The organism is Kitasatospora saccharophila (assembly GCF_039529925.1).
Taxonomy (GTDB): Bacteria; Actinomycetota; Actinomycetes; order Streptomycetales; family Streptomycetaceae; genus Kitasatospora; species Kitasatospora saccharophila.
In genome coordinates this window covers 152,304-178,168 of record NZ_BAAANS010000002.1, presented here as the reverse complement: position 1 = coordinate 178,168, position 25,865 = coordinate 152,304, and the positions used below count along the sequence as shown (strand labels likewise).

The 25,865-nt window shown below is 73.7% G+C and carries 22 protein-coding genes; 17 read left to right on the top strand and 5 right to left on the bottom strand.

All coding sequences use genetic code 11. The annotated features are described in order from the left end of the window. Window positions 1–53: 53 nt before the first annotated feature. Both ABD345_RS02610 and ABD345_RS02605 read right to left on the bottom strand, forming a co-directional pair. Window positions 54–2,156, bottom strand: a complete 2,103-nt coding sequence (locus ABD345_RS02610) for an ABC transporter ATP-binding protein (RefSeq protein WP_380273310.1) — start codon at window positions 2,154–2,156, stop codon at window positions 54–56. Further along, window positions 2,153–3,886 carry an ABC transporter ATP-binding protein gene (locus tag ABD345_RS02605; protein ID WP_344550024.1) on the bottom strand — a complete coding sequence of 578 codons (1,734 nt, stop codon included), beginning with the start codon at window positions 3,884–3,886 and terminating at the stop codon, window positions 2,153–2,155. Before ABD345_RS02605 ends, ABD345_RS02610 begins: the two co-directional genes overlap by 4 nt. Before the next feature lie 249 nt (window positions 3,887–4,135). Here ABD345_RS02605 and ABD345_RS02600 point away from each other — a divergent pair, with 249 nt between their 5' ends. The 4 genes from ABD345_RS02600 (at window position 4,136) to ABD345_RS02585 (ending at window position 8,856) form a co-directional block, all read left to right on the top strand. After that, window positions 4,136–6,037: an AMP-dependent synthetase/ligase gene (locus tag ABD345_RS02600; RefSeq protein WP_344550023.1), complete on the top strand. Its 1,902-nt coding sequence runs from the start codon at window positions 4,136–4,138 to the stop codon at window positions 6,035–6,037. A gap of 71 nt (window positions 6,038–6,108) precedes the next feature. Further along, window positions 6,109–7,338: a radical SAM family heme chaperone HemW gene (gene hemW, locus ABD345_RS02595; RefSeq protein WP_344550022.1), complete on the top strand. Its 1,230-nt coding sequence runs from the start codon at window positions 6,109–6,111 to the stop codon at window positions 7,336–7,338. Between the two features lie 139 nt (window positions 7,339–7,477). Next, window positions 7,478–8,113, top strand: a complete 636-nt coding sequence (locus tag ABD345_RS02590; protein WP_344550021.1) for an RNA polymerase sigma factor — start codon at window positions 7,478–7,480, stop codon at window positions 8,111–8,113. Next, window positions 8,110–8,856 (top strand): hypothetical protein, encoded by a 747-nt coding sequence (locus tag ABD345_RS02585; protein WP_344550020.1) that lies wholly within the window; start codon window positions 8,110–8,112, stop codon window positions 8,854–8,856. Before ABD345_RS02590 ends, ABD345_RS02585 begins: the two co-directional genes overlap by 4 nt. Window positions 8,857–8,901: 45 nt before the next feature. Here the strand turns inward: ABD345_RS02585 and ABD345_RS02580 are convergent, their stop codons facing one another. The 3 genes from ABD345_RS02580 to htpX form a co-directional block, all read right to left on the bottom strand. Beyond that, window positions 8,902–9,747 carry a DUF3097 domain-containing protein gene (locus ABD345_RS02580; protein WP_344550019.1) on the bottom strand — a complete coding sequence of 282 codons (846 nt, stop codon included), beginning with the start codon at window positions 9,745–9,747 and terminating at the stop codon, window positions 8,902–8,904. A 66-nt stretch (window positions 9,748–9,813) separates the two neighbouring features. After that, window positions 9,814–10,401 carry a PspA-associated protein PspAB gene (gene pspAB / locus ABD345_RS02575; protein WP_344550018.1) on the bottom strand — a complete coding sequence of 196 codons (588 nt, stop codon included), beginning with the start codon at window positions 10,399–10,401 and terminating at the stop codon, window positions 9,814–9,816. Between the two features lie 35 nt (window positions 10,402–10,436). Beyond that, the gene (gene htpX / locus ABD345_RS02570) at window positions 10,437–11,357 is read right to left on the bottom strand and encodes a zinc metalloprotease HtpX (RefSeq protein WP_344550017.1); all 921 of its coding nucleotides are present in this window, start codon (window positions 11,355–11,357) and stop codon (window positions 10,437–10,439) included. A gap of 300 nt (window positions 11,358–11,657) precedes the next feature. Between htpX and hrcA the strand changes: the two genes are divergently transcribed. From hrcA to ABD345_RS02505, 13 genes are all read left to right on the top strand, one after another. After that, entirely contained in the window at window positions 11,658–12,731 is a 1,074-nt protein-coding gene (gene hrcA / locus ABD345_RS02565) for a heat-inducible transcriptional repressor HrcA (protein ID WP_344550016.1), read from the top strand. An 80-nt stretch (window positions 12,732–12,811) separates the two neighbouring features. Next, complete coding sequence (gene dnaJ / locus ABD345_RS02560; RefSeq protein ID WP_344550015.1) at window positions 12,812–13,948, top strand: molecular chaperone DnaJ; 1,137 nt, start codon at window positions 12,812–12,814, stop codon at window positions 13,946–13,948. Between the two features lie 127 nt (window positions 13,949–14,075). Next, window positions 14,076–14,819, top strand: coding sequence for a 16S rRNA (uracil(1498)-N(3))-methyltransferase (locus ABD345_RS02555; protein WP_344550014.1), 744 nt, complete (start codon window positions 14,076–14,078; stop codon window positions 14,817–14,819). A gap of 91 nt (window positions 14,820–14,910) precedes the next feature. After that, entirely contained in the window at window positions 14,911–18,114 is a 3,204-nt protein-coding gene (locus tag ABD345_RS02550) for a S41 family peptidase (protein ID WP_344550013.1), read from the top strand. Window positions 18,115–18,261: 147 nt separating this feature from the next. Next, window positions 18,262–18,549 carry a WXG100 family type VII secretion target gene (locus tag ABD345_RS02545; RefSeq protein WP_344550012.1) on the top strand — a complete coding sequence of 96 codons (288 nt, stop codon included), beginning with the start codon at window positions 18,262–18,264 and terminating at the stop codon, window positions 18,547–18,549. A gap of 175 nt (window positions 18,550–18,724) precedes the next feature. Further along, the gene (locus ABD345_RS02540) at window positions 18,725–20,290 is read left to right on the top strand and encodes a hypothetical protein (RefSeq protein WP_344550011.1); all 1,566 of its coding nucleotides are present in this window, start codon (window positions 18,725–18,727) and stop codon (window positions 20,288–20,290) included. A gap of 13 nt (window positions 20,291–20,303) precedes the next feature. Further along, entirely contained in the window at window positions 20,304–20,705 is a 402-nt protein-coding gene (locus tag ABD345_RS02535) for a hypothetical protein (RefSeq protein WP_344550010.1), read from the top strand. 14 nt (window positions 20,706–20,719) lie between these two features. Continuing rightward, complete coding sequence (locus tag ABD345_RS02530) at window positions 20,720–21,181, top strand: hypothetical protein (protein WP_344550009.1); 462 nt, start codon at window positions 20,720–20,722, stop codon at window positions 21,179–21,181. A 52-nt stretch (window positions 21,182–21,233) separates the two neighbouring features. Then, on the top strand, window positions 21,234–21,587 hold the full coding sequence (locus ABD345_RS02525) for an HIT domain-containing protein (RefSeq protein WP_344550008.1): 354 nt from the start codon (window positions 21,234–21,236) through the stop codon (window positions 21,585–21,587). A gap of 3 nt (window positions 21,588–21,590) precedes the next feature. After that, entirely contained in the window at window positions 21,591–22,508 is a 918-nt protein-coding gene (locus ABD345_RS02520) for a ribonuclease Z (protein ID WP_344550007.1), read from the top strand. A gap of 258 nt (window positions 22,509–22,766) precedes the next feature. Next, the gene (locus ABD345_RS02515) at window positions 22,767–23,870 is read left to right on the top strand and encodes a PhoH family protein (protein ID WP_380273299.1); all 1,104 of its coding nucleotides are present in this window, start codon (window positions 22,767–22,769) and stop codon (window positions 23,868–23,870) included. A gap of 14 nt (window positions 23,871–23,884) precedes the next feature. After that, window positions 23,885–24,379, top strand: coding sequence for an rRNA maturation RNase YbeY (gene ybeY, locus ABD345_RS02510; protein ID WP_344550006.1), 495 nt, complete (start codon window positions 23,885–23,887; stop codon window positions 24,377–24,379). 13 nt (window positions 24,380–24,392) lie between these two features. Further along, window positions 24,393–25,721, top strand: a complete 1,329-nt coding sequence (locus ABD345_RS02505; RefSeq protein ID WP_344550005.1) for a hemolysin family protein — start codon at window positions 24,393–24,395, stop codon at window positions 25,719–25,721. Window positions 25,722–25,865 lie beyond the last annotated feature (144 nt).

Below are 25,865 nucleotides of genomic sequence, written 5' to 3'. Positions count from 1 at the left end.
CCTCCCCCGGTGCGTCAGCCCGGCCCGGTCGACCGGCCCGGCCCGGCGCGGCGTCAGTCGACCTCGGCCACGGCCTGGGCGAACTGGGCCTGGTAGAGGCGGGCGTAGGCGCCGCCGGCGGCGATCAGTTCGTCGTGGCCGCCCTGTTCGACGATCGAGCCGTTCTCCATGACCAGGATGACGTCGGCGTCCCGGATGGTGGAGAGGCGGTGGGCGATCACGAAGCTGGTGCGGCCGGTGCGCAGTTCGGCCATCGCGCGCTGGATCAGCACCTCGGTGCGGGTGTCGACGGAGCTGGTGGCCTCGTCGAGGACCAGGATCGAGGGCTGGGCGAGGAAGGCCCGGGCGATGGTGATCAGCTGCTTCTCGCCGGCGCTGACGCCGGTGCCCTCGTCGTCCAGGACGGTGTCGTAGCCCTCGGGCAGGGTCCGCACGAAGCGGTCGACGTGGGCGGCCCTCGCGGCGGCGACGACCTGCTCGCGGGTGGCGGACTCGGCGCCGTACGCGATGTTCTCGGCGATGGTGCCGCCGAACAGCCAGGTGTCCTGGAGGACCATGCCGATGCCGGAGCGCAGGTCCTCGCGGGACATCGCGGCGATGTCCACGCCGTCCAGGGTGATCCGGCCGCCGCTGACCTCGTAGAAGCGCATCAGCAGGTTGACCATGGTGGTCTTGCCGGCGCCGGTCGGGCCGACGATGGCCACCGTGTGGCCGGGGTCGACCTTCAGGGACAGGCCGTCGATGAGGGGCTTGTCGGGGTCGTAGCGGAAGGAGACGTCCTCGAAGGCGACCCGGCCGCGGACCTCGGCGGGGCGCTCGGGGTGCCGGGGCTCGGGGGACTGCTCCTCGGCGTCCAGCAGTTCGAAGACCCGCTCGGCGGAGGCCACGCCGGACTGCACCAGGTTGGCCATCGAGGCGACCTGGCTGAGCGGCTGGCTGAACTGCCGGGAGTACTGGATGAACGCCTGCACGTCGCCGATCGACAGCGCGCCGGAGGCGACCCGCAGACCGCCGACCACCGCCACCAGCACGTAGTTGATGTTGCCGACCAGCATCATCGCGGGCTGGATGATGCCCGAGATGAACTGCGCCCGGTAGGACGCCTCGTAGAGCGCCTGGTTCTCCTGCTCGAAGAGCTCCGCGGCCTCCTTCTGGCGGCCGAAGACCTTCACCAGGCTGTGCCCGGTGAACATCTCCTCGATGTGCGCGTTCAGCTTGCCGGTGGAGCCCCACTGCTTGATGAACTGCGGCTGGGCGCGCTTGCCGACCTTGGTGGCGACCACCACCGAGACCGGCACCGAGACCAGCGCGATCACGGCCAGCAGCGGCGAGATCCAGAACATCATCGCCAGCACGCCGACGATGGTGAGCAGCGAGTTCACCACCTGGCCCATGGTCTGCTGCATGGACTGGTTGATGTTGTCGATGTCGTTGGTGACCCGGCTGAGCACCTCGCCGCGCGACTGCCGGTCGAAGTAGCTGAGCGGCAGCCGGGCCAGCTTCGCCTCGACCTCCTCGCGCAGCCGGAACACCGTCCGGTTGATCGCCAGCGCGGCCAGCCGGCCCTGCACCACGCCGAACAGGACCGCGGCCAGGTAGATGCCGAGCACCCAGAGCAGGACGGTGCCGATGGCGCCGAAGTCCATGCCCTGGCCGGGCGTGAAGTCGATGGTGGAGAGCAGGTCGGCCGTGGTGCCCTGGCCGCTGGCGCGCATCCCGTCCAGGACGGCCTGCTTGCTGGGGGCGCCGGCGAACCGCGGCCCGGTGGCCCCGGCCACGATCAGGTCGGTGGCCTTGCCGAGCACCCGGGGGCCGACCACCTGGCAGCCGATGGCGAGCACGCCGAGGCCGAGCACGGTGAACAGCAGCTTGCGCTCGGGGCCGAGCAGGGCGAACAGGCGCTTCGCGGAGCCGCCGAAGTCCTTGGACTTCTCGGCGCCCTGCGCGCCCATGAACCGGCCCGGGCCGCCCCCGCCGCGCCGCGCGGCGGCCTCCTGCGAACCGGACGCGGCCGGGGCGGCGGGCGCCCCGGGCCGCGCGGGCGCCTCGGAAGCACCGGAGGCTCCGGAAGCCCCGCCGTCCCCGGCCTTGGACAGGTCGGGTCCCTCGGGCCTGCCCGGGCCGCCGGGGGTCTCGGGGGTCTCGGGGCTGGTCACGCCGCCTCCTGCTCGGTGAGCTGGGAGAGCACGATCTCCCGGTACGTCGGGTTGTCGGCCATCAGCTCCCGGTGGGTGCCGGTGCCGACGACGGCGCCCTCGTCGAGGACGACGATCCGGTCCGCGTCGCGGATGGTGGAGACCCGCTGGGCGACGATCACCACGGTGGCGTCGCCGGTCTCCTGGGCGAGCGCGGCGCGCAGCCGGGCGTCGGTGGCGTAGTCGAGGGCCGAGAAGGAGTCGTCGAACAGGTAGATCTCCGGCTTGCGGACCAGCGCGCGGGCGATCGCCAGGCGCTGGCGCTGGCCGCCGGAGACGTTGGTGCCGCCCTGGGCGATCGGGGCGTCCAGGCCCTCGGGGAACTTCTGCACGAAGTCCTTGGCCTGGGCGGTCTCCAGCGCCTGCCAGAGCTCCTCGTCGGTGGCTTCGGGCTTGCCGTAGCGCAGGTTGGAGGCGACGGTGCCGGAGAACAGGTAGGGCTTCTGCGGGACCAGGCCGATGATCTCGGCGAGCTTGACCGGGTCGAGCTCGCGCACGTCCACGCCGTCGATCAGCACCTCGCCGCCGGTGGCGTCGAACAGCCGGGGGACCAGCCCGAGCAGGGTGGTCTTGCCGGAGCCGGTGGAGCCGATGACGGCGGTGGTCTGCCCGGGCCGGGCGGTCAGGTCGATGCCGCGCAGCACCGGGGCCTCGGCGCCGGGGTAGCGGAAGTCGACGCCGCGCAGCTCCAGGCTGCCGCGGGCGTGCAGTTCGGTGACCGGGTGCAGCGGCGCCACGACGCTGGACTCGGTGTCCAGCACCTCCTGGACGCGCTCGGCGCAGACCTCGGCGCGCGGCACCATCATGAACATGAAGGTGGCCATCATGACGCTCATCAGGATCTGCATCAGGTAGGAGAGGAACGCGGTGAGCGCGCCGATCTGCATGCCGCCGCTCTCGATGCGGTGCGCGCCGAACCAGAAGACGGCGACGCTGGAGACGTTCACCACGCCCATCACGATCGGGAACATCAGCGACATCAGCCGGCCGACCCGCAGCGAGTAGTCGGCGAGTTCGCCGTTGGCGCCGGTGAACCGGGCCTTCTCGTGGTCGTCCTTGACGAAGGCGCGGATGACCCGGATGCCGGTGATCTGCTCGCGCATGATCCGGTTGACCGCGTCGATCCGGGTCTGCATGCCGCGGAACTGCGGCCGCATCCTGCCGACCAGCACGGTGACCACCACGCCCAGCACGGGGACCACGGCCAGCAGCAGGCCGGACAGCGGCACGTCCTGGTTGAGCGCCATGACGACGCCGCCGACGCACATGATCGGCGCGGTGACCATCAGGGTGAAGGTCATCAGGGCCAGCATCTGGACCTGCTGGACGTCGTTGGTGGTGCGGGTGATCAGCGAGGGCGCGCCGAACTGGTTGAGCTCGCGGGACGAGAAGTCCTGCACCCGGGAGAACACCGCGCCGCGGATGTCCCGGCCGATGGCCATGGCGGTGCGCGCGCCGTAGTGGACCGCGCCGATCGAGCAGACGGCCTGGGCGAGCGACACGCCGACCATCACGCCGCCGACGCGCAGGATGTAGCCGGTGTCGCCCTTGAGCACGCCGCTGTCGATGATGTCCGCGTTCAGCGTCGGCAGGTAGAGCATGCCGATGGTGGACACCAGCTGCAGCAGCACCAGCAGGCCGATGTCCCGGGAGTAGGGGGCCAGATGGGCCCGTAGGAGTCTGAAAAGCACCGTGACACTCTCGTCTGCGATGGGGATGCGCGCATCCCGATTTCGGGTACCTGTGGGAAAGCTTCACGTCCGGGCCGCTGCTGCACTGCCGACCTGGGGGTGTGCCGCCTGGCGTCACCCCCTTACGGATCGGCTCCCCACCCCCTAGGCTGCTGCTGCCCTTTTGTTACTCACCGGTTAAGTCGGTGTCCGGCCGCCCCGCGGTCGACGTCCGCCCAGTCTCGGTCCAACCGTCCCCGGAGGTCCTCGTTGAGTTCAGCGAAGTCTGTGATCGAGCGGCGCCCGCCCTCCGTGGCGCACCTGTTGCTCAGCAGGGTAAAGGCCACCCCGAACGGCGAGGCGTACCGGTACCCGGTTCCGGTGGACGAGCAGGCCGCGGACAGCGCGCCGGGCGCCGAGCAGTGGCGTTCGCTGACCTGGGCGCAGGCGTACCGGCGGATCTCCGCGGTGGCGGCCGGGCTGATGGCGCTGGGCGTCCGGGCCGAGGACCGGGTCGCGATCGCCTCCGCCACCCGGATCGAGTGGATCCTCGCCGACCTGGGCAACATGTGCGCCGGGGCGGCCACCACCACCGTCTACCCGAGCACCAACTCCGACGAGACCGCGTTCATCCTGGCCAACTCCGGCAGCCGCGCGCTGTTCGCCGAGAACGAGGGCCAGCTGCGCAAGGCCGCCGAGCAGAAGGACGCGCTGCCCGCGCTGGAGTGGGTGGTCCTGTTCGACGCCCCGGAGGGTGAGGTCCCGCGGGCCGACGGCCTGACCGTGCTCACCCTGGCCGAGCTGGAGGAACGCGGCACCGCGTACCTGGCCGAGCACCCCGACGCGGTCGAGGAGGCGATCGGCGCGCTCGACAAGGAGCAGCTGGCCACCCTGATCTACACCTCCGGCACCACCGGCCGCCCCAAGGGCGTGCGCCTGGTGCACGACTGCTGGGCGTACGAGGCCCTGGCGCAGGAGGCGAGCGGGCTGGTGCGGGCGGACGACGTGCAGTTCATGTGGCTGCCGCTGTCGCACGTGTTCGGCAAGACGCTGATCTCCGGGCAGATCGTCACCGGCCACGTGATGGCGGTGGACGGCCGGGTGGACCGGATCATCCACAACCTGCCGGTGATCCGGCCGACCCTGATGGCCTCCGCGCCGCGGATCTTCGAGAAGGTCTACAACGGCATCGCGGGCCGGGCCCGGGCCGAGGGCGGCGCCAAGTACAAGATCTTCATGTGGGCGGCCAGGACCGCCCGCGAGTACGCGCGGACCGTCCAGGCCGCGCAGGTCGCCACCGGCCGGGAGAGCGCCCCGCTGGGCCTGCGGCTGCGGCACTCGCTGGCCGACCGGCTGGTGTACGCCAAGATCCGGGCCGCGTTCGGCGGCCGGCTGCGCGGCGCGGTGTCCGGCAGCGCGGCGCTGGCCCCGGAGATCGGCTACTTCTTCAAGGGCGCGGGCGTCCCGGTGCTGGAGGGCTACGGCCTGACCGAGACCTCGGCCGGCTCCACGGTCAACCGGGCCGAGGACTTCCGGGTCGGCACCGTCGGCCCGCCGCTGCCCGGCACCGAGGTCCGGATCGGCGAGGACGGCGAGATCCTGCTGCGCGGCCCCGGCGTCATGCGCGGCTACCACGAGATGCCCGAGCAGACCGCCGAGGTGCTGGAGCCGGACGGCTGGTTCCACACCGGCGACATCGGCGAGCTCGCCGAGGGCGGCTACCTGCGGATCACCGACCGCAAGAAGGACATGTTCAAGACCTCCGGCGGCAAGTACGTCGCCCCCAGCGAGGTGGAGGGCAAGTTCAAGGCGATCTGCCCGTTCGTCAGCAACGTCCTGGTGATCGGCAACGGCCGCAACTACTGCACCGCGCTGATCGGCCTGGACGAGACGGTGATCATGCCGTGGGCCGCCGAGAACGGCCTGGCCGGCAAGCCGTACGCCGAGGTGGTCGCCGACCCGGCCACCGTCGAGCTGATCGACGGCTTCGTGAAGCGCCTCAACGGCGACCTCCAGCGCTGGCAGACGATCAAGAAGTTCGCGCTGCTCCCGCGCGACCTGGACATCGAGCACGGCGAGCTCACCCCGAGCCTGAAGATCAAGCGCCCGGTGGTCGAGCGGACCTACGCCGACGAGGTCAGCGCGATGTACGCGGGCACCAACGAGGCCTGAACCGCCCGCCCGTCCGGTGCGGCCGGCGGACCCCCTTCGGGTTTCGCCGGCCGCTACCGGACAATGGGCGCATGCCCTCCGCACTCCCCGACGGCGAACCCGTGCCGTCCGACGGCTCGCTGCCCGCCCACGCCCTGCACGGACTCGGCGCGCGGCCGTTCGGCTTCTACCTGCACGTGCCGTACTGCGCCAGCCGCTGCGGCTACTGCGACTTCAACACCTACACCGCCACCGAGCTGCGCTCCTCCGGGGCGGTCGCCTCGCAGGAGACGTACGCGGACAACGTGATCGCCGAGATCCGGCTCGCCCGGCGCGTCCTCGGCGACACCGACCTGCCGGTCGAGACGGTCTTCCTCGGCGGCGGCACCCCCACCCTGCTGCCCGCCCGCGACCTGGTGCGGATGCTGGCCGCGCTGCGCGAGGAGTTCGGGCTCGCCCCGGGCGCCGAGGTCACCACCGAGGCCAACCCGGAGTCCGTCGACCCGGCGTACCTGGCCGAACTGCGCGAGGGCGGCTACAACCGGATCTCCTTCGGCATGCAGAGCGCCCGCCCGCACGTGCTCGCCCTGCTCGACCGCCACCACACCCCCGGCCGCCCCGAGGCCTGCGTCACCGAGGCCCGCGCGGCCGGCTTCGAGCACGTCAACCTCGACCTGATCTACGGCACCCCCGGCGAGAGCGACCGCGACTGGCAGGCCTCGCTGGACGCCGCGATCGGCGCCGGACCGGACCACGTCTCCGCCTACTCGCTGATCGTCGAGGACGGCACCCGGCTGGCCGCCCGGGTCAAGCGCGGCGAACTCCCGATGATCGACGACGACGTGCACGCCGACCGCTACCTGATGGCCGACACCGCGCTCGCCGCCGCCGGCTACCACTGGTACGAGGTCTCCAACTGGGCCACCACCCCCGAGGGCCGCTGCCGCCACAACGAGCTCTACTGGACCGGCGCCGACTGGTGGGGCGCCGGACCCGGCGCGCACAGCCACGTCGGCGGCGTCCGCTGGTGGAACGCCAAGCACCCCGCCGCGTACGCGCAGGCCCTCGCCGAGGGCCGCACCCCCGCGCTCGGCCGCGAGGTGCTGGCCGACGAGGACCGCCGGGTCGAACGCATCCTGCTGGAACTGCGCCTGGCCGGGGGCTGCCCGCTCGACCTGCTCACCGCCGACGGCCGCGCCGCCGCCGACCGGGCGCTCGCCGACGGCCTGCTGGAGCCCGCCCCGTACGCGGCCGGCCGGGCCGCGCTGACCCTGCGCGGGCGGCTGCTGGCGGACGGGGTGGTCCGCGACCTGGTCGACTGACGGCGGCGGCGGGCAAGGTACGGGGGTCGGGCACGGGGGCGGGCCGGGCGGTGCGGGGGCGGGGTGAAACGGTCCGGCGCGCTGCGGCCAAGTACTCGGTGAAGGAACCGCACGGGTTCCCCGACCGAGGAAGGGACGCATGCGCATACCCCAGCGACAACGGCGCGCCGCGAGTCCCGAGGACCGCCCGCCGGAACTGGCCACACCGGACGGCTTCGGCGCGTTCTACCACCAGCACGTCGACGCGGTGCTCGGCTTCGTCACCCGCCGGGTCAGCGACCCGCACCTGGCCGCCGACCTGACCGCCGACATCTTCGTCGCCGCCCTGGAGGCCGCCGACGGCTACCGGCCCGAGCGCGGCAGCGCGATCGGCTGGCTGTACGGCATCGCCCGCAACACCATCGCCGGCCACCGCCGGGGCGACGACCGCGAACGCCGCGCGCTCGGCCGGCTGCAGGGCCGCCGACTGCTCGCCGAGGAGGACATCCTCGCCCTGGAGGAGCGGATCGACGCCGAGCGCGCCGTCCGCGACCTCGCGCAGCGGCACGCCGGGCTCAGCGCCCCGCTGCGCGAGGTGCTCGACCTGGTCGTCATGGACGGCCTGAGCACCGCCGAGGCCGCCCAGGCCCTCGGCATCTCCCAGGCCACCGTCCGGGTGCGGATGCACCGCGCCCGCCGCCGGCTCGGCGCCGGGCCCGAGACCGCCCGCCCGGCCCCGGAACCGCCGCTCCACCGCACCACCAGGACCGAACCCATGCTTGAGGTGACCTCGTGACCAGCGCCGACCGCACCCCGTCCACCGCCGCCTTCGAGCGCAAGCTCGGTGAGGAACTGATCGCCATGGCCGCCGAACGCGCCGCCGGGAGCACCGCCCCCGCGCCGCGCCGTGCCCCCGCGCGCCGCCGCCCGCTGCTGGCCGCCCTCGCGGTCGGCGCGGCGGCCGTCGCCACCGCCGTGGTGCTGCTCGCCGTGCTCGGCGGCGAGCACGGCGGCAACGCCGCGTACGCGGTCACCGAGGAGTCCGACGGCAGTTTCCTGCTGGAACTGCGCGACCCGGCCGGGCTGTCCGACATGGTCGCCGAGTTGCAGGCGCACGGCGTGGAGGCGGCCGGGCTCAAGCACGTGCAGGGCACCGCCGACGACGACTGCCCGGCCGCCCCCGAGCAGCGGTCGCTGGCCCCGGACGCGGTCCGGTTCGCCCACGACTCCCGGCACCACGGGTCGGTGGTCGACCCCGCGAAGATCCCGGCCGGCGCGACGGTGCTGCTGCGGTTCTGGTCCTACGACGGCGGACAGTGGACCTTCAGCCCCACGGTGGTCGACACGGTGCCCGCCTGCCTGCCCGCGAACCAGGGCGTGCAGGTGGGCCGGCAGAGCCCCGCCCCGGTCCCCCCGTCGGACGCGCCCCCGTCGGGCACCCCGTCCGGCGAGGTGACCCCGGTCCCGACCGCGCCCGTTCCCTCCGGCACCGGGATCCCGACCCCGTCCGGCAGTCCGCTCGGCTGGACCCTGTACTAGCCCGGTCCGGCGGCCGGGTCCGGCGGCCGGGTCCTGAGCGGCGGCTCAGGACCCGGCCGTGCCGGGCAGGGTGACGAAGTCGATCAACTCCTCGACCCGGCCCAGCAGTTCCGGCTCCAGGTCCTTCCAGCCGTCGACCGCGGCGAGGATCCGCTTCCAGGCGGCGGGGGTGTCCACCGGCCAGCCCAGCCGGCGGCACACCCCCTCCTTCCAGACCTCGCCGCGCGGCACCGCGGGCCAGGCGGGGATGCCCAGGGCGGAGGGTTTGACGGCCTGCCAGACGTCCACGTACGGGTGGCCGACGACCAGCACGTGGTCGCCGGTCACCCGTTCGGCGATCCGGTGCTCCTTGGTGCCGGGCAGCAGGTGGTCGACCAGCACGCCCAGTCGGCGGCCGGGGCCGGGGGCGAAGGAGTCGACGATGGCGGGCAGGTCGTCCACGCCCTCCAGGTACTCCACCACCACGCCCTCGATCCGCAGGTCGTCGCCCCAGACCCGTTCGACCAGCTCGGCGTCGTGCCGGCCCTCGACGTAGATCCGCGACTCCCGGGCCACCCGGGCCCGCGCGCCCGGCACCGCCACCGAACCGGAGGCGGTGCGACCCGGGCCGCGCGGCGGGGCCGGGGCGGCCGCGGCGGGCCGCACCAGGGTCACCGCCCGTCCCTCCAGCAGGAACCCGCGCGGCACCAGCGGGAACACCCGGTGCTTGCCGAAGCGGTCCTCCAGCGTGACGGTGAACCCCTCGGCGGTCCGCTCGCAGCGCACCACCGCCCCGCAGAAGCCGGTGGCCGCCTCCTCCACCACCAGGTCCCGCTCCGCCGCCACCTCCGGCGCGGGCTGCTGCCGCTTCCACGGCGGGGTCAGATCCGGCCCGTACTCCCTGCTCCGCATGGGCGGCAGTCTACGGACCGCGCCCCCGCCGGGCCGACGGCGCGGCAGGCTTCGGGCGGCCGGGGTTCAGCCCTCGATGCCCGGCGCGCCCCAGACCGGGAACCAGCGCGACAGGTCCGGCTCGACCCGCAGGTCGTCCCGGAGCAGGTTCGAGACCTCGATCTCCAGCGGGTTGTCCCGCTTCTCCTGCCCGGCGACCTTGCACATCGGGTAGAAGGTGCCGCGCTTGTACAGGTACACCAGCGCCAGCGAGCGGCCCTCGCCGTCCCGGAAGCCGACCAGCGAGCAGAGCAGCTGCGGCCCGAAGCCGCCGGCCTCCAGCTCGCTGTTGACCGCGTGCAGGTCGTTGACCAGGTCGGGCAGCTCGTCGGGGGTGTGCCGGGCGAGCAGCCAGGAGTAGCCGTAGGAGTCCCGGGACGCCTCCACCGGGATCCCGCCGCGCCCGGTGTCCGCGTCCAGCAGCGCCCGGACCTGCTGCTGCACCTCGGTGAAGGCCGCGCCCTCGACCGCGGCGAAGCAGACCGAGCCGAGGCCGGTCGGCTCGAACCCCTTGGCGGCCCGCAGGGTCAGCGCCGCCGACGGGATGCCGAACAGCTGGTCGAGGTCCGGCTTGACCGGCTTACTGCGGCCGAACAGGGCGTCCAGGAATCCCACGCGGAAGGCTCCTCACTGGTGGTCGGTGGCCGGGCTCACTGCCCGAGTTCTTCGGAGACCTTCCGCAGCTGCGCCAGCCGCTGTTCCAGCGACGGGTGGGTGGACATCAGCTGCGAGGCCGCCTCCTTGGCGCTCAGCGCCGGGGCGAAGTAGAAGGCGTTGTACGGCTGGGACTGCCGCAGGTCCTTGGTCGGGATGGCGGCGATCTGCCCGGTCACCTTGGTCAGCGCCGAGGCCAGCGCCGCGGGCCGCCCGGTCAGCTGGGCGGCGGCCCGGTCGGCGGCCAGCTCGCGGTAGCGGGAGAGCAGCCTGGTCAGCAGGAAGCTGACCGCGTACACCACCATCGAGGCCAGCGGGATCAGCACCATCGCGATCGCCGCGTTCTGGTCGTTGCTGTTGCGGTTGCCGCCGCCCATCATCCCGCCGTACAGGGCGATCCTGGTCATCGCGCCGGCCAGCACGCCGAGGAACCCGGCGACCGTCATCACCGCGACGTCCCGGTGCGCGACGTGCGACAGTTCGTGCGCCAGCACGCCCTCCAGCTCCTCCGGCTCCAGTCGGCGCAGCAGGCCGGTGGTCACGCAGACCACCGCGTTCTGCGGGTTGCGGCCGGTGGCGAAGGCGTTGGGCATGTCGTTGTCGGCGACCGCGACCCGGGGCTTGGGCATGTCGGCCAGCGCGCACAGCCGGTCCACCGCGCCGTGCAGCTGCGGGTACTGCTCGGGGGTGACCCGGTGGGCGCCCATCGCCCGTTCGGTGATCTTGTCGGAGAACCAGAACTGGGCGACGAACAGGCCGCCGGAGATCAGCACCACCAGCGGCCAGGCGCCGCGCAGCAGCACGATCAGCAGGCCGGTGAAGCCCACGTAGAGCAGGCCGATCAGGAACATGGTGGTGACCATCCGACCGGTCAGGCCGCGGTCGGGGGCGAACCTGGAGTGCTGGGAAGCGGACATCGCTGCTCCTCCTCTGCCTCGCGCGGGCCGGGCCCGGCCGCTCGCCCGGCTGCCCCGCTCGCCTTCGATGCTGCCACCGGGCGGGCCCGCGGGCACCATCCGAAACGGTGGGAATTCGGTGGGAACCGGACGACCTCCGGGCGCGTCGCACCTTCTTCGGACGAGGATCACGCGGGCGCACCGTTCCTGCCGTCAGGCCCGGGCCGTACACTGGCACGTACGGTTCTGGCACTCTGCCCAGCTGAGTGCCAGGCCGGAGCGGACACCGGAACAACGGACGACGACGGAGGTGCGTGCCCCATGCCGGACGACGGCAAGCCCGACGGCCGACTCATCGACCCGCGCCCGTCCGCCCGTCCGCTGGACGAGCGGCGGCTCGCGGTGCTCCGGGCGATCGTCCAGGACTACGTGGGCACCGAGGAGCCGGTCGGCTCCAAGGCCCTGGTGGAGCGGCACAACCTCGGCGTCTCCCCGGCCACCGTCCGCAACGACATGTCCGCGCTGGAGGAGGAGGGGTACATCCACCAGCCGCACACCAGTGCGGGCCGGATCCCCACCGACAAGGGCTACCGGCTGTTCGTCGACCGGCTCGCCGAGGTCAAGCCGATGACCCCGCCGGAGCGCCGGGCGATCCGGCACTTCCTGGAGGGCGCGGTCGACCTGGACGACGTGGTGGCCCGGACGGTGCGGCTGCTCGCCCAGCTGACCCGGCAGGTCGCGGTGGTCCAGTACCCTTCGCTGACCCGCTCCACGGTGCGGCACATCGAACTGGTGTCGCTCACCCCGACCAAGCTGATGCTGGTGCTGATCACCAACACCGGCCGGGTCGAGCAGCGGATGGTCGACTGCCCCGCCCCGGTCGGCGAGGCCCTGCTGGCGGACCTGCGGGCCAAGCTCAACGGCATGGCGGGCGGCTGCCGGCTGCCCGAGGTGCCGACCGTCCTGGAGGACCTGCCGGCCGGTTTCGAGCCCGCCGACCGGCCCGCCGTCAGCACCGTGCTGACGGTCCTGTTCGAGGCGCTGGCCGAACAGAACGAGGAGCGGATCATGCTGGCGGGCACCGCCAACCTGACCCGCTTCGGCCACGACTTCCCGCTCACCATCCGCCCGGTCCTGGAGGCCCTGGAGGAGCAGGTGGTGCTGTTGCGCCTGCTGGGTGAGACGGCGGACTCGGCGATGACGGTCCGGATCGGCCACGAGATCGCGTACGAGGGGCTCAATTCCACGTCCGTGGTCTCGGTCGGTTACGGTTCGGGCGACCAGAGCGTGGCAAAGCTGGGAGTGATCGGTCCGACCCGGATGGATTACCCGGGCACAATGGGGGCGGTGCGCGCGGTGGCACGGTACGTCGGCCAGATCCTGGCGGAGTCGTAGCGGAACGGCGCAGCGGAACGGCGCAACAGGCAGCGTGCTGTCGCAGGCACTTCTAGAGGCGGAACAAACCGGAGCATTTGGTGGCCACGGACTACTACGCGGTACTCGGCGTCCGACGCGACGCGGGGCAGGACGAGATCAAGAAGGCGTTCCGGCGCCTCGCCCGTGAACTGCACCCGGACGTCAACCCGGACCCGAAGACGCAGGAGCGGTTCAAGGAGATCAACGCCGCCTACGAGGTGCTCTCCGACCCGCAGAAGCGTCAGGTCTACGACCTCGGCGGGGACCCGCTGTCGCCGGGCGGCGGCGCGGGCGGCTTCGGCGCGGGCGCGGCCGGGTTCGGCTTCTCCGACATCATGGACGCCTTCTTCGGCGCCGCGACCGGCCAGCGCGGCCCGCGCTCGCGCACCCGCCGCGGCCAGGACGCCATGATCCGGCTGGAGATCACCCTGGAGGAGGCCGCCTTCGGCACCACCAAGGAACTCCAGGTCGACACCGCCGTCACCTGCACCACCTGCAGCGGCGAGGGCGCCGCCCCCGGCACCTCCGCGCAGACCTGCGACATGTGCCGCGGCAAGGGCGAGGTCTCCCAGGTCACCCGGTCCTTCCTGGGCCAGGTCATGACCTCCCGCCCCTGCCCGCAGTGCCAGGGCTTCGGCACCGTCGTCCCCACCCCCTGTCCCGAGTGCGCCGGCGACGGCCGGGTCCGCGCCCGCCGCACCCTCACCGTCAAGATCCCGGCCGGCGTCGACAACGGCACCCGGATCCAGCTGGCCGGCGAGGGCGAGGTCGGCCCCGGCGGCGGCCCCGCCGGCGACCTGTACGTCGAGATCGCCGAGACCAGCCACCCGACCTTCCAGCGGCGCGGCGACGACCTGCACTGCACCGTCACCATCCCGATGACCGCCGCGTCGCTCGGCACCCAGGTGCCGCTGCAGACCCTCGACGGCCTGGAGGAGGTCGACATCCGGCCCGGCACCCAGTCCGGCCAGTCGATCCCGCTGCACGGCCGCGGCATCACCCACCTGCGCGGCGGCGGCCGGGGCGACCTGATAGTGCACGTCGAGGTGCAGACGCCCACCAAGCTCGACCCCGAGCAGGAGGAACTGCTGCGGCGGCTCGCCGTGCTCCGCGGCGAGGAGCGTCCCTCCGGGCAGTTCGCGCCCGGCCAGCAGGGCCTGTTCTCCCGGTTGAAGGACGCCTTCAACGGCCGGTGAGACAGCGGTCGGCGACCCCGACCACCCGTACGACCCGGGCCGGGAGCGGTGCGGGGCCGCGTGCCCCCGCCGCTCCCGGCCCGTTCTCCCCCCGAGACGGCTCCCGCCGGAGAGGACCGCTGCACCGATGACCGCACCCGTGTTCGTCGTCGACGACCTGACGGGAGCCGCGCCCGGCACGACCGTCCGCCTCGACGGCCCCGAGGGCCGGCACGCCGTCGCCGTCAAGCGCCTGGAGCCCGGCGAGGCGCTCACGCTGGCCGACGGCCGCGGCCGCGGCGCGGACGGCACCGTCGCCGCGCTGCACGGCAAGGACGCCCTCGACGTGCTGGTCACCGCCGTCCGCGAGGAACCCGCCCCCGCACCCCGGATCACCGTCGTCCAGGCGCTCCCCAAGGGCGACCGCGGCGAACTCGCCGTCGAGACCATGACCGAGGCCGGCATCGACGTGATCGTCCCCTGGGCGGCCTCCCGCTGCATCACCCAGTGGAAGGGCGAGCGCGGCGCCAAGGCGCTCGCCAAGTGGCGGGCCACCGCGCGCGAGGCGGGCAAGCAGTCCCGGCGGCTGCGCTTCCCCGAGGTCCGGGACGCGCTGACCACCCGGCAACTGCTGCCGCTGCTCGCCGCCGCGGACTTCGCGGCCGTCCTGCACGAGGAGGGCTCGCGGCCGCTGGCCACCGCGGCGCTCCCGGCCGCGGGCGAGATCGTGCTGGTGGTCGGACCCGAGGGGGGCGTCTCCCCGGACGAGATCGCCGCCTTCGCCGAGGCCGGCGCCGCACCGCACCGCCTCGGCCCCTCCGTCCTGCGCACCTCCACCGCGGGCGTCGCGGCCGGCGCCCTCCTGCTCGGCCGCACCGGCCGCTGGGGGTAGCGGGGAACCGCCGCGCGCGCACCCGGTTCCGAACGCGGTCGGCGCAGCAGTTCTCTGACGTTCCGTGAGCTTCGCGTCCTAGGCTGGCGGGATGACGGAAGCTACGCGCGGTTACCTGCGCCACCCCCACCTGCACGACGGCCTCGTGGCCTTCGTCGCCGAGGACGACGTCTGGCTGGCGCCCGTGGAGGGCGGGCGGGCCTGGCGGGTGACGGCGGACCGGGCGCCGGTGGGCGCGGTGCGGTTCTCGCCGGACGGGCGCTCGCTGGCCTGGGCGTCGACCCGGGACGGGGCGCCGGAGGTGCACGTCGGGTCGGTGGAGGGCGGGGCGCCGCGCCGGCTGACGTACTGGGGGAGCCCGTACACCGCGCTGGTGGGGTGGAGCGCGGACGGGCGGCCGGTGGCGATCACCACCGCGGGCCAGGAGACGATCCGGCGGACCTGGGCGTTCGCGGTGCCGCTGGACGGCGGGGAGCCGTCGCGGCTGCCGTACGGGCCGATCGGCGCGCTGGCCTTCGAACCGGTGCCGGAGGGTGCCACCGGCGGGCGGGTGCTGCTGGGCACGCACAACCGGGAGGCCGCGCACTGGAAGCGCTACCGGGGCGGCCGGGCCGGGAAGCTGTGGATCGGCGCCGGCACCTTCGAGCGCCTGCACGCCGACCTGGACGGGCAGTTGGAGTGCCCGATGTGGGTCGGCGACCGGGTCGCGTTCCTCTCCGACCACGAGGGCACCGGGCGGCTGTACTCCAGCCTCCCGGACGGCTCCGACCTGCGGGCGCACGGCCCGGCGGACAGCGCCTTCTACGCCCGGCAGGCGTCCACCGACGGCACCCGGGTGGTCTGGCAGAGCGCGGGCGAGCTGTGGCTGCTGGACGACCTGGACGGCGCCGAACCGCGCCGGCTGGACGTCCGGCCGGCCGGGCCGCGCACCCGGCGCCTCCCGCACCCGACCTCCGCCGCCGGGCAGGTGGAGACCGCCGCCCCGGACCGCACCGGCCGGGCCGCGGCCGTGGTGGTGCGCGGCACCGTGCACTGGGTCACCCACCGGGAGGGTCCGGCCCGGGTGCTGGACGAGACCCCGGGCGCCCGGGCCCGGCTGGCCCGGGTGGTCCCCGGCGAGGACGGCGCGCAGGGCGCGGTGTGGGTCACCGACGCCGAGGGCGAGGACGCGCTGGAGCACGCCCCGGCGGTGCTGGGCGCGGAACGCCGGCGGCTGGCGGCCGGGCAGCTCGGGCGGGTGCGCGCGCTGGTGGTCTCGCCGGACGGCAAGCAGCTCGCGGTGGCCTCGCACGACGGCCGGGTGCTGCTGGTGGCGCTCAGCGACGGCGCGGTCAACGAGCTGGCGCGCAGCGGCGACGGCGAGGTCTCCGGACTGGTGTTCAGCCCGGACGCGGCGTGGCTGGCCTGGTCGCAGCCGGTGCTCGGCCCGTGGGCGCTGCGGCAGATCATGCTCGCCGACCTGACCTCGCGCACCGTCAGCGAGGCCACCCCGCAGCGCTTCCACGACTACTCGCCGGCCTTCACCGCGGACGGCAAGCACCTGGCGTTCCTCTCGGTGCGCAGCTTCGACCCGGTGTACGACCAGCACGCCTTCGACCTGTCCTTCCCCGGCGGCACCCGCCCGTACCTGCTGACGCTGGCCGCCGAGACCCCGTCGCCGTTCGGTCCGCAGCGCGGCGGGCGGCCGGCGGGCGGCGAGGAGGAGGACGCCAAGGACGGCGAGAAGGACACCGCCGCGGCGCCGACCACCCGGGTCGACCTGGAGGGCATCGCCGACCGGATCGTGCCGTTCCCGGTGGAGGCCGGGCGGTTCGGCGTGCTGCGGGCCGCCAAGGACGGGGTGCTGTGGACCAGGTACCCGCTCGGCGGCGAACTCGGCGACAGCGCCGCCTCGTTGGACGACGAACCGGCCCGCACCGCGCTGGAGCGGTTCGACCTGGCCAAGCGCAGGGCCGAGGAACTGCTCACCGGCGTCGACACGTTCGCGGTCAGCGGCGACGGCGCCCGGCTGGCGGTGCTCGACGGCGGCTCGCTGCGGATCGTGCCCGCCGACCAGAAGGCCGGGGAGGACGAGGAGGCCGAGGTCGGCCTGGACCGGGTCCGGGTCACCGTCGACCCGGCCGCCGAGTGGCGGCAGATGTTCGACGAGAACGGCCGCCTGATGCGGGACAACTTCTGGCGCGCCGACCTGGCCGGCGTCGACTGGACGGGCGTGCTGGCCCGCTACCGGCCGCTGGTGGAACGGGTCGGCAGCCACTCCGACCTGGTCGACCTGCTCTGGGAGACGGTCGGTGAACTCGGCACCTCGCACGCGTACGTGATGCCGCCCGGCCGGGGCACCGAGGCCGCCCGGCTGCAGGGCCTGCTCGGCGCGGACCTGGTGCGCGACGGCGAGGTGTGGCGGGTGGCCCGGGTGCTGCCCGGCGAGTCCTCCGACCCGCGGGCCCGCTCCCCGCTGGCCGCCCCCGGGGTGGCGATCCGCCCCGGCGACGCCCTGCTGGCCGTCAACGGCCGCCCGGTCGACCCGGTCACCGGCCCGGCCCCGCTGCTGGCCGGCACCGCCGACCAGCCGGTCGAACTCACCGTCAGCGGCAAGGACGGCGGCGAGCGGCACCCGGTGGTGGTGCCGCTCGACGACGAGGAGGCGCTGCGCTACCACGACTGGGTGGTCGGGCGGCGGGCCGCCGTCCGCGAGCTGTCCGGCGGCCGGCTCGGCTACCTGCACGTCCCCGACATGCAGAGCGCGGGCTGGGCGCAGCTCCACCGCGACCTGCGGTCCGAGATGTCCCTGGAGGGCGTCGTCCTCGACCTGCGGGAGAACCGCGGCGGCCACACCTCCCAGCTGGTCGTCGAGAAGCTGGCCCGCCGGATCGTCGGCTGGAACCACGGCCGCGACCTGCTCCACCCCGAGCCGTACCCCAGCGACGCCCCGCGCGGCCCGGTGGTGGCGCTGGCCAACGAGTTCTCCGGCTCCGACGGCGACGTCGTCAACGCCGCGATCCAGGCCCTCGGCATCGGACCGGTGGTCGGCACCCGCACCTGGGGCGGCGTCATCGGCATCGACAGCAAGTACACGCTGGTCGACGGGACGCTGGTCACCCAGCCCAAGTACTCGTACTGGGTGGAGGGCTACGGCTGGCACCTGGAGAACCGCGGCGTCACCCCCGACGTCGAGGTGCCGATCGCCCCGCACGACTGGGCGGCCGGCCGCGACCCCCAGCTGGAGACCGCCGTCCGGCTGGCCCTGGAGACCCTGGACCGCACCCCCGCCAAGACCGCGCCCGCGGTCGACTGACCCCGCCCGGGAACCATTCGCCGACGAACGACCGGCCGCCCGTCGGGCGGCCGGTTTCCCGGTGCGTCCTTTCGGCGCCGCGTTGTTACCGCTAGGGTGCACGCAGTGACGACCGGGGGGGGACCGTTGGGAACACCGGATTTCGGCGTGGACCACGAGGCGCTGGAGGAGTGCGGCCGGAAGCTCGGCCGGGCCGGGGACGACCTGGAGACGGCCGGCAGCGGGCTGGAGTGCCTGGGCGTCATCACGGCCGCCCGGGTCGGCGACTACGGCGTGGCCGACGCGGCGGACAACTTCTTCGGCTCCTGGCGGGACGAACGGCTGCTCAACGTCGAGGCCCTGTACGAACTCGCGGACAGGGTGCGGCAGAGCGCGGCGAACTACCGCGACACCGACGAGGCGGTGGCCGGCTCGCTGCACCGCACGTCGTACTGAACCGCGAGCCGGACCGCGCCCCGCCCTGCACCGCGCCCCGCCCTGCACCGCGCACCGTCCCGCACCGCCTGTACCGCGCACCGCCCGGTACCTCGCACCGCGCCGGACCGCCGGTCGCGCCCGCACCGGCCCGGAGGAAGCAGCCCGTCACCGCCGAGGGGGAGTCAGCACACCGATGAGGACGCACCGGGAACAGGTGGAATCGCTCAGCCGCGCCATCGCCGCCCTGCACGGCAAGTGGTGCGCCGCCGACTTGAAGCACGCGGTGGACGAGGCCGCCCGGCTCCCCGGGCCCGCGGGCAGCCCGGACGCCGTCGACAGCCTGGGGCGGGCCTGCGTCGACGCCGCCGCCCGGATCTCCGAGGTCCGGCTGGTGGTGGCGAACATCGGCTCCGGCGAACTCCCGGACGCCTGGACCGGCCGGGTCGGCGAGACCGCGGCCGAGGTGGTCAGGGCGTCCGGGGACGACCTGGAGCGGATGGCCGAGGCGTACCGGCTGGCCGGGCGGCAGCTGCTCGAACTGTGCGACGTGCTCGACCGGGCGAAGGCCCGGCACGACGGCGCCCGCGGCCCGCTGTTCCACGCCTCCGGCATGCTGGCCCACCTCACCACCGAGGAGGGCCTGCCCAACCCGGTCACCTGGGACGACGAGCAGCTGCACCAGGCCGAGGAGGCCGCCCGGGAGGGCATCGCCGCGATGCTGGACGCCGCCCGGCAGGCCGAGGAGGCCGGGCACCGCGCCGCCGCCGAACTCAACCGCCTCGCCGCCGGAGCCGAGGCCGCCCGGCTCCGGGCCGGGGGACTGACCGCCGCCGACCGCCTGGCGCTCACCGACACCACCGCGCTCGGCGACCTCCGGCGGATCCTCGGCCCCGAGGACGCCACCCGGGCCGGCCAGTGCCTCGACCGCCTCGCCCCCGCCGACCGGCAGCGGATGGACCGCCTGCTGGCTGACTCCGGCTCGCCCCAGGAGCGCGCCTACCTGATGAAGGCGCTGGCCGCGGGCCACGGCGTCGACGAGATCGCCGCCTTCGACCGGCAGATCCACGACCACGGCTCCGACCCGCACTGGCTGGGCGACCGGCTCAGCCCGCTCAAGCTCGACTCGGCCGCCCCCACCGCCGGCATCGAGTACCGCCGGTCGGTCGGCGAGCCGGGCGCGCTGTGGGCGCAGCCGGAGAAGGCGCCCACCTGCGTCGCCGCCTCCACCGTCACGATGCGGGCGATGGCCGACCCGCTCTACGCCCTGCAGCTCACCACCGGCGGCCACCCCGGCGACCCGAAGTACGACAGCCCGGGGGCGTTCTCGCAGCGGCTGACCGCCGAGCAGAACCGGGTGTACCGGGAGGGCCGGGACTGGTACCAGGACCTGCCGCTGGTCGGGCAGGACGGCATGAGCGACGGCCAGGCCCGGGACGTGATGAACGACGAGGTCGGGGCGTCCACCGGCACCGAGTACCGCAACGTCCCGCTCGGCGGCCAGGACGCCCGGCGGGACGTGCTGGTCGACGTCGAGAAGGCGGTGGACCTGGGCCGGCCCGTCCCGGTGACCATCCGCGGCGGGGACGACGGGCACCAGCTGATGATCATCGGGCACAGCGGCGACAGGCTCCAGGTCTACAACCCGTGGGGCTACACCGTCTGGATCACCGAGGACGACTTCGTCAACGACCGCATGGGCAACACGCTCGACCAGACCTCCAAGATGAACACCGCCACCAGCGTCCGCCTACCGAAGTGAGCAGAGCGCACCGATGACCACCCCCGCACCCCCGCCCGGCCGCACCGACGCGGAACTCGCCGCCCTGGACGTGCCCGCCCTGCTGCGCTTCGGCCTGCCCGCCGACGGACCGCACCGGCAGGCGCTGTTCGCCGACGGGGCGGTGGCCGCCGCGCTGCTGGCCGAGCGGTGCGAGGTGCCGCCGTACGCCGTCGCCTACCTGGCCGAGGTGGTCCGGGCCGCCGGGCTCCGGGCCGCCGCCGGACTGCCGGAACCACTGGTCGGCCCCGGCGCGGCCGAACTGGCCGGGGGCTGGCTGCACGCGGCCGGCGCGGTGCTGGACGCCGGCGACGTGGGCGCCGGGGCCCTGGTGGCCGACTGGCTCGCGGCGGTCGCCGCGCTGCTCGAACTGCGCCGCGCGGACCGCGGCCGGTGAGGGGTGTGCGGGGCGTGCCGGGCCGGCGGGGGCCGGGGCCGGCCAGGGCGGCGGCCGGGGCGGCCGGGGCGGCTAAGGGGCGGATCGCCTGGGCGGCGGTGCTGGTGGTGCTGGTGGCGCCGCTCTGGGGGCCGCGCTGGCAGACCAACCACGGGAGGGTCTTCGTCGCGGAGGCGCGGGAGATCTCGGTGCGGCCGGGGCAGGTGTTCTCGCTGCACTGGAAGCTCGCCGTGCAGCCGGGGATGGAGCACCGGCCGGTCGACCCCCCGTTCGACCCGGCGGTACTGGCCTTCACCGGCGCCGACCGGGTCCGCGGCAACCCCGCGTACATGGGCGACGGCGGGGAGCTCTACCTGGTGTTCCGGGCGGAGGGCCGGGGCGCCACCGAGCTGACGGTCGACAACTGCTGGTCCTCCTGCGAGGGGTTCATCGGGAACTACCGCGAACGCCGGACCTACCTGATCACGGTGCGCTGACCGCTGTAAGGTCGTGGCACCAGTGACGGATCCTCGGGAAGGAACGCGGGAGATGGCCGGCGAGCCGCAGGCGGACTGTGTGTTCTGCAAGATCGTGTCGGGGGACGTCCCGGCGACCGTGGTGCGCAGGACCGACCGGACGCTGACGTTCCGGGACATCAACCCGCAGGCCCCCACCCACCTGCTGGTGATCCCGCGGGTGCACCACGCCGACGCGGCCGAACTGGCCGCCGCCGAACCGGAGGTGGCGGCCGAGCTGCTCACCGAGGCGGGCGGGGCGGCGGCCGGCGAGGGCCTGGAGTCGTACCGGCTGATCTTCAACACCGGTGCGGGCGCCGGGCAGACGGTCTTCCACGCGCACGTGCACGTGCTGGGCGGCAAGCCGCTCACCGAGGGACTGGTCTGAGCGTTGTCGCAGCGCGAACTCGTCGTCCTCGGCACCGCCAGCCAGGTCCCGACCAGGCACCGCAACCACAACGGGTACCTGCTGCGCTGGGACGGCGAGGGGCTGCTGTTCGACCCGGGGGAGGGCACCCAGCGGCAGATGCTGCACGCCGGGGTGAGCGCCACCGGGATCACCCGGATCGCGGTCTCGCACTTCCACGGCGACCACTGCCTGGGGCTGCCCGGCATCGTGCAGCGGATCAACCTGGACCGGGTGCCGCACCCGGTGGACGCCTACTACCCGGCCTCCGGGCAGGAGTTCTTCGACCGGCTGCGGCACGCCAGCGCCTACCACGCGACGGCCGAGATCCGGGAGCGCCCGGTCACCGCCACGGGCCCGCTGGAGGCGCCGGGCGCCCCGTTCGCGCTCGGCGCGGTGCGGCTCTCCCACCCGGTGGAGTCGTTCGGCTACCGGCTGACCGAACCGGACGGCTTCCGGCTGCGGCCCGAGAAGCTGCGCGAACTCGGCCTGCGCGGACCCGCGGTGGGCGTGCTGCAGCGCGAGGGCCGGATCGAGCTGGACGGTCGGACGGTCACCGCCGAACAGGTCGGGGAGGTCCGGCCGGGCCAGCGGTTCGCCTTCGTGATGGACACCCGGCTCTGCGACGGGGTCCACGAACTCGCCGAGGGCGCCGACCTGTTGGCCATCGAGGCGACCTTCCTCGACCGGGACGCCGGGCTCGCCGAGGAGCACGGCCACCTCACCGCCGCCCAGGCCGCCCGGGTGGCCGCCGGGGCCGGGGTGCGCACGCTGGTGCTCACGCACTTCTCGCAGCGCTACCCCGACCTGGCCGGCCACCTCGCCGAGGCCCGGGCGCACTTCGACGGAGAGATCGTGGTCGCCGAGGACCTGGCGAGGATCCCCGTCCCGCCGCGCCGTTGACCGCCGCCGGGCCGTCGGCCGCCGTCGCGGGGCAGCCGGCCGCCGTCGCGGGGACGACCGCCGGGCCGCCGACCGCCGCCGGGTCGCGCGGCCGGGGCCGGACGTGCGGAAAACCGTTCGCGCATCGGGGCGGCAGACCCCACCATCGAAGCCGCCGCGCCGCTCCGGCGAACACCTGCGCGGCGTACCCTGGTGACCCGGAGAGCCCGAGCCACACGACACGACGGATTGGGATGAGGCAGGCCGCAGCGCCGACCCATGACTGACACACCGCAGACCCGAACCGACGGACAGCGGCGCCCCGACGAGGCGTCCACCAGCACCCGGATCGTCATTCCGGAGAAGCACCCGATGGTCACCCTGCTGGGCGCGGCCGACTCGCTCCTGCGAGTGATCGAGGACGGCTTCCCGGGCGCCGACATCCACGTCCGCGGAAACGAGGTGACGGCCACCGGCTCGCCCGCCGAGGTCGCGCTCGTCAAGCAGCTCTTCACCGAGATGATGCTGGTGCTGCGCACCGGCCAACCCCTGACGGAGGACGCCGTGGAGCGCTCCATCACCATGCTCAGGAGTGCCGCCGAGGACCCGGCCCACCCGGCCCCGTCCGAGGTGTTCACGGCGAACATCCTGTCCAACCGGGGCCGCACCATCCGCCCCAAGACGCTCAACCAGCAGCGCTACGTCGAGGCGATCGACAAGCACACCATCGTCTTCGGCCTCGGCCCGGCCGGTACCGGCAAGACCTACCTGGCGATGGCCAAGGCCGTGCAGGCCCTGCAGGCCAAGGAGGTCAACCGGATCATCCTGACCCGGCCGGCCGTCGAGGCGGGGGAGCGGCTGGGCTTCCTGCCCGGCACCCTCTACGAGAAGATCGACCCGTACCTGCGCCCGCTGTACGACGCGCTGCACGACATGATGGACCCCGACTCGATCCCGCGGCTGATGGCGGCCGGGACGATCGAAGTGGCCCCGCTCGCGTACATGCGCGGCCGCACCCTGAACGACGCCTTCATCATCCTCGACGAGGCGCAGAACACCTCGCCCGAGCAGATGAAGATGTTCCTGACCCGCCTGGGCTTCAACTCCCGGGTGGTCGTGACCGGCGACACCAGCCAGATCGACCTGCCGGGCGGCACCCGCTCCGGCCTCAAGGTCGTCCAGGAGATCCTCGCCGACGTGCCGGACATCCACTTCTCGGTGCTGACCAGCACCGACGTGGTGCGGCACAAGCTGGTCGGCCGCATCGTTGATGCGTACGAACGCTGGGACGCCCGGCAGGAGTCCGAGGAGTCCGGCGACCGCAAACCCGTCCAACGGCGGGGCGCCCGGGCGCCCCGGCAGTCCCATCGCACCGAAAGCTGAGTACTGAGCCCTCCATGTCGATCGACATCGCCAACGAGTCCGGGTGGGACGTCGACGAGGAGTCCATCCTCGACGTCGCCCGCTACGCCCTCGACAAGATGCGGATCCATCCGCAGTCCGAGCTCTCCGTGATCCTCTACGACAGTGAGTCGATGGCGGAGCTGCACGTCCAGTGGATGGACCTGCCGGGACCGACCGACGTGATGTCCTTCCCGATGGACGAGTTGCGTCCGGGCAAGGAGGGCGAGGACCTCCCGGAGGGCCTGCTCGGCGACATCGTGCTCTGCCCCGAGGTGGCGAAGCAGCAGGGCCTCGCCGCCCCCACCGGGCACTCGATGGACGAGGAGCTGCAACTGCTCACCGTCCACGGGGTGCTGCACGTGCTCGGCTACGACCACGAGGAGCCCGACGAGGAGCGCGAGATGTTCGCGCTGCAGAAGCGGATCCTGGACGACTGGCGGGCCGGCCGCGGCCTGTCCGGCCTGTCGCCCGCGCCGACCGTCCACTGAGGGCCGGCCCGCTGTGAGTGGTGAGAGTACGAGCTTCCTGATCGGCGCGCTGCTGCTGGTCGGCCTCGGCTGGCTGGCGGCGTGCGCCGAGGCGGGCATCTCCCGGATGTCCCGCTTCCGGGCCGAAGAGGCGGTCCGCTCCGGGCGGCGCGGCTCCGGCCGGCTGCTGACCCTGGCCTCGGACAACATCCGCTACCTGAACCTGGCGACGCTGATCCGGGTCGCCAGCGAGATGGGCGCCGCGGTGCTGGTCACCGTGGTGTGCGTGCGCAGCTTCCAGCAGACCTGGCAGGCCGTGCTGGTGGCGTTCGGCGTGATGGTGCTGGTGTCCTTCGTCGCGGTCGGGGTCTCCCCGCGCACGATCGGCCGCCAGCACCCGCTGAGCACCGTCACCGCCGCCTCCTACGTGCTGCTGCCGCTGGCCCGGATCCTCGGGCCGATCCCGCGGCTGCTGATCCTGCTGGGCAACGCGCTGACGCCCGGCAAGGGCTACAAGGAGGGCCCGTTCGCCTCCGAGGCCGAACTGCGGGCGCTGGTCGACCTCGCCGAGAAGGACGACCTGATCGAGGACGAGGAGCGCCGGATGGTGCACTCGGTCTTCGAACTGGGCGACACCATCGTGCGCGAGGTGATGGTGCCGCGCACCGACCTGGTGATGATCGAGCGGCACAAGACCGTCCGGCAGACCCTCACGCTGGCACTGCGCTCGGGCTTCTCGCGGATCCCGGTGGTCGGCGACAACGAGGACGACGTGGTCGGCATCGTCTACCTCAAGGACCTGGTGCGCCGCACCCACATCAACCGGGACGCCGAGTCCGACCAGGTCGACTCGGTGATGCGTCCGGCGGTGTTCGTCCCCGACTCCAAGCCCGCCGCGGACCTGCTGCGCGAGATGCAGCAGATGCGTTCGCACGTCGCCATCGTCATCGACGAGTACGGCGGCACCGCCGGACTGGTCACCATCGAGGACATCCTGGAGGAGATCGTCGGCGAGATCACCGACGAGTACGACCGGGAGATCGCCCCGGTCGAGGACCTCGGCGACGGCTCGTACCGGATCACCGCCCGGCTCACCGTGGAGGACCTCGGCGAGCTGTTCGGGATCGAGCTGGACGACGAGGACGTGGAGACCGTCGGCGGGCTGCTGGCCAAGTGCCTCGGCCGGGTGCCGATCCCCGGCTCCTCCTGCGAGGTGCCGGTGCCGGAGGGCAGCGGACTGGCCGCGATCGGCCTGACCGCGGAGAGCTCGGCGGGCCGGCGCAACCGGATCGGCACCGTGGTGGCCACTCCGGTGCGGGTCGCGGAGGAGAGCGAGGAGCAGGCCGAGGAGGCCGCTTCCTGACCTCCGGGCGCCCGCGTTCCCGGTGACGGGCCCTTGGTGGCGGGCTCCTGGCGACGGGCTCCTGGACGGGCTCCTGGACGGGGCGTCCCAATCGGCGGTGCCGGTTGGGACGCCGCGTCCCGGAGCCCGTTTGCCAGGCCGCCC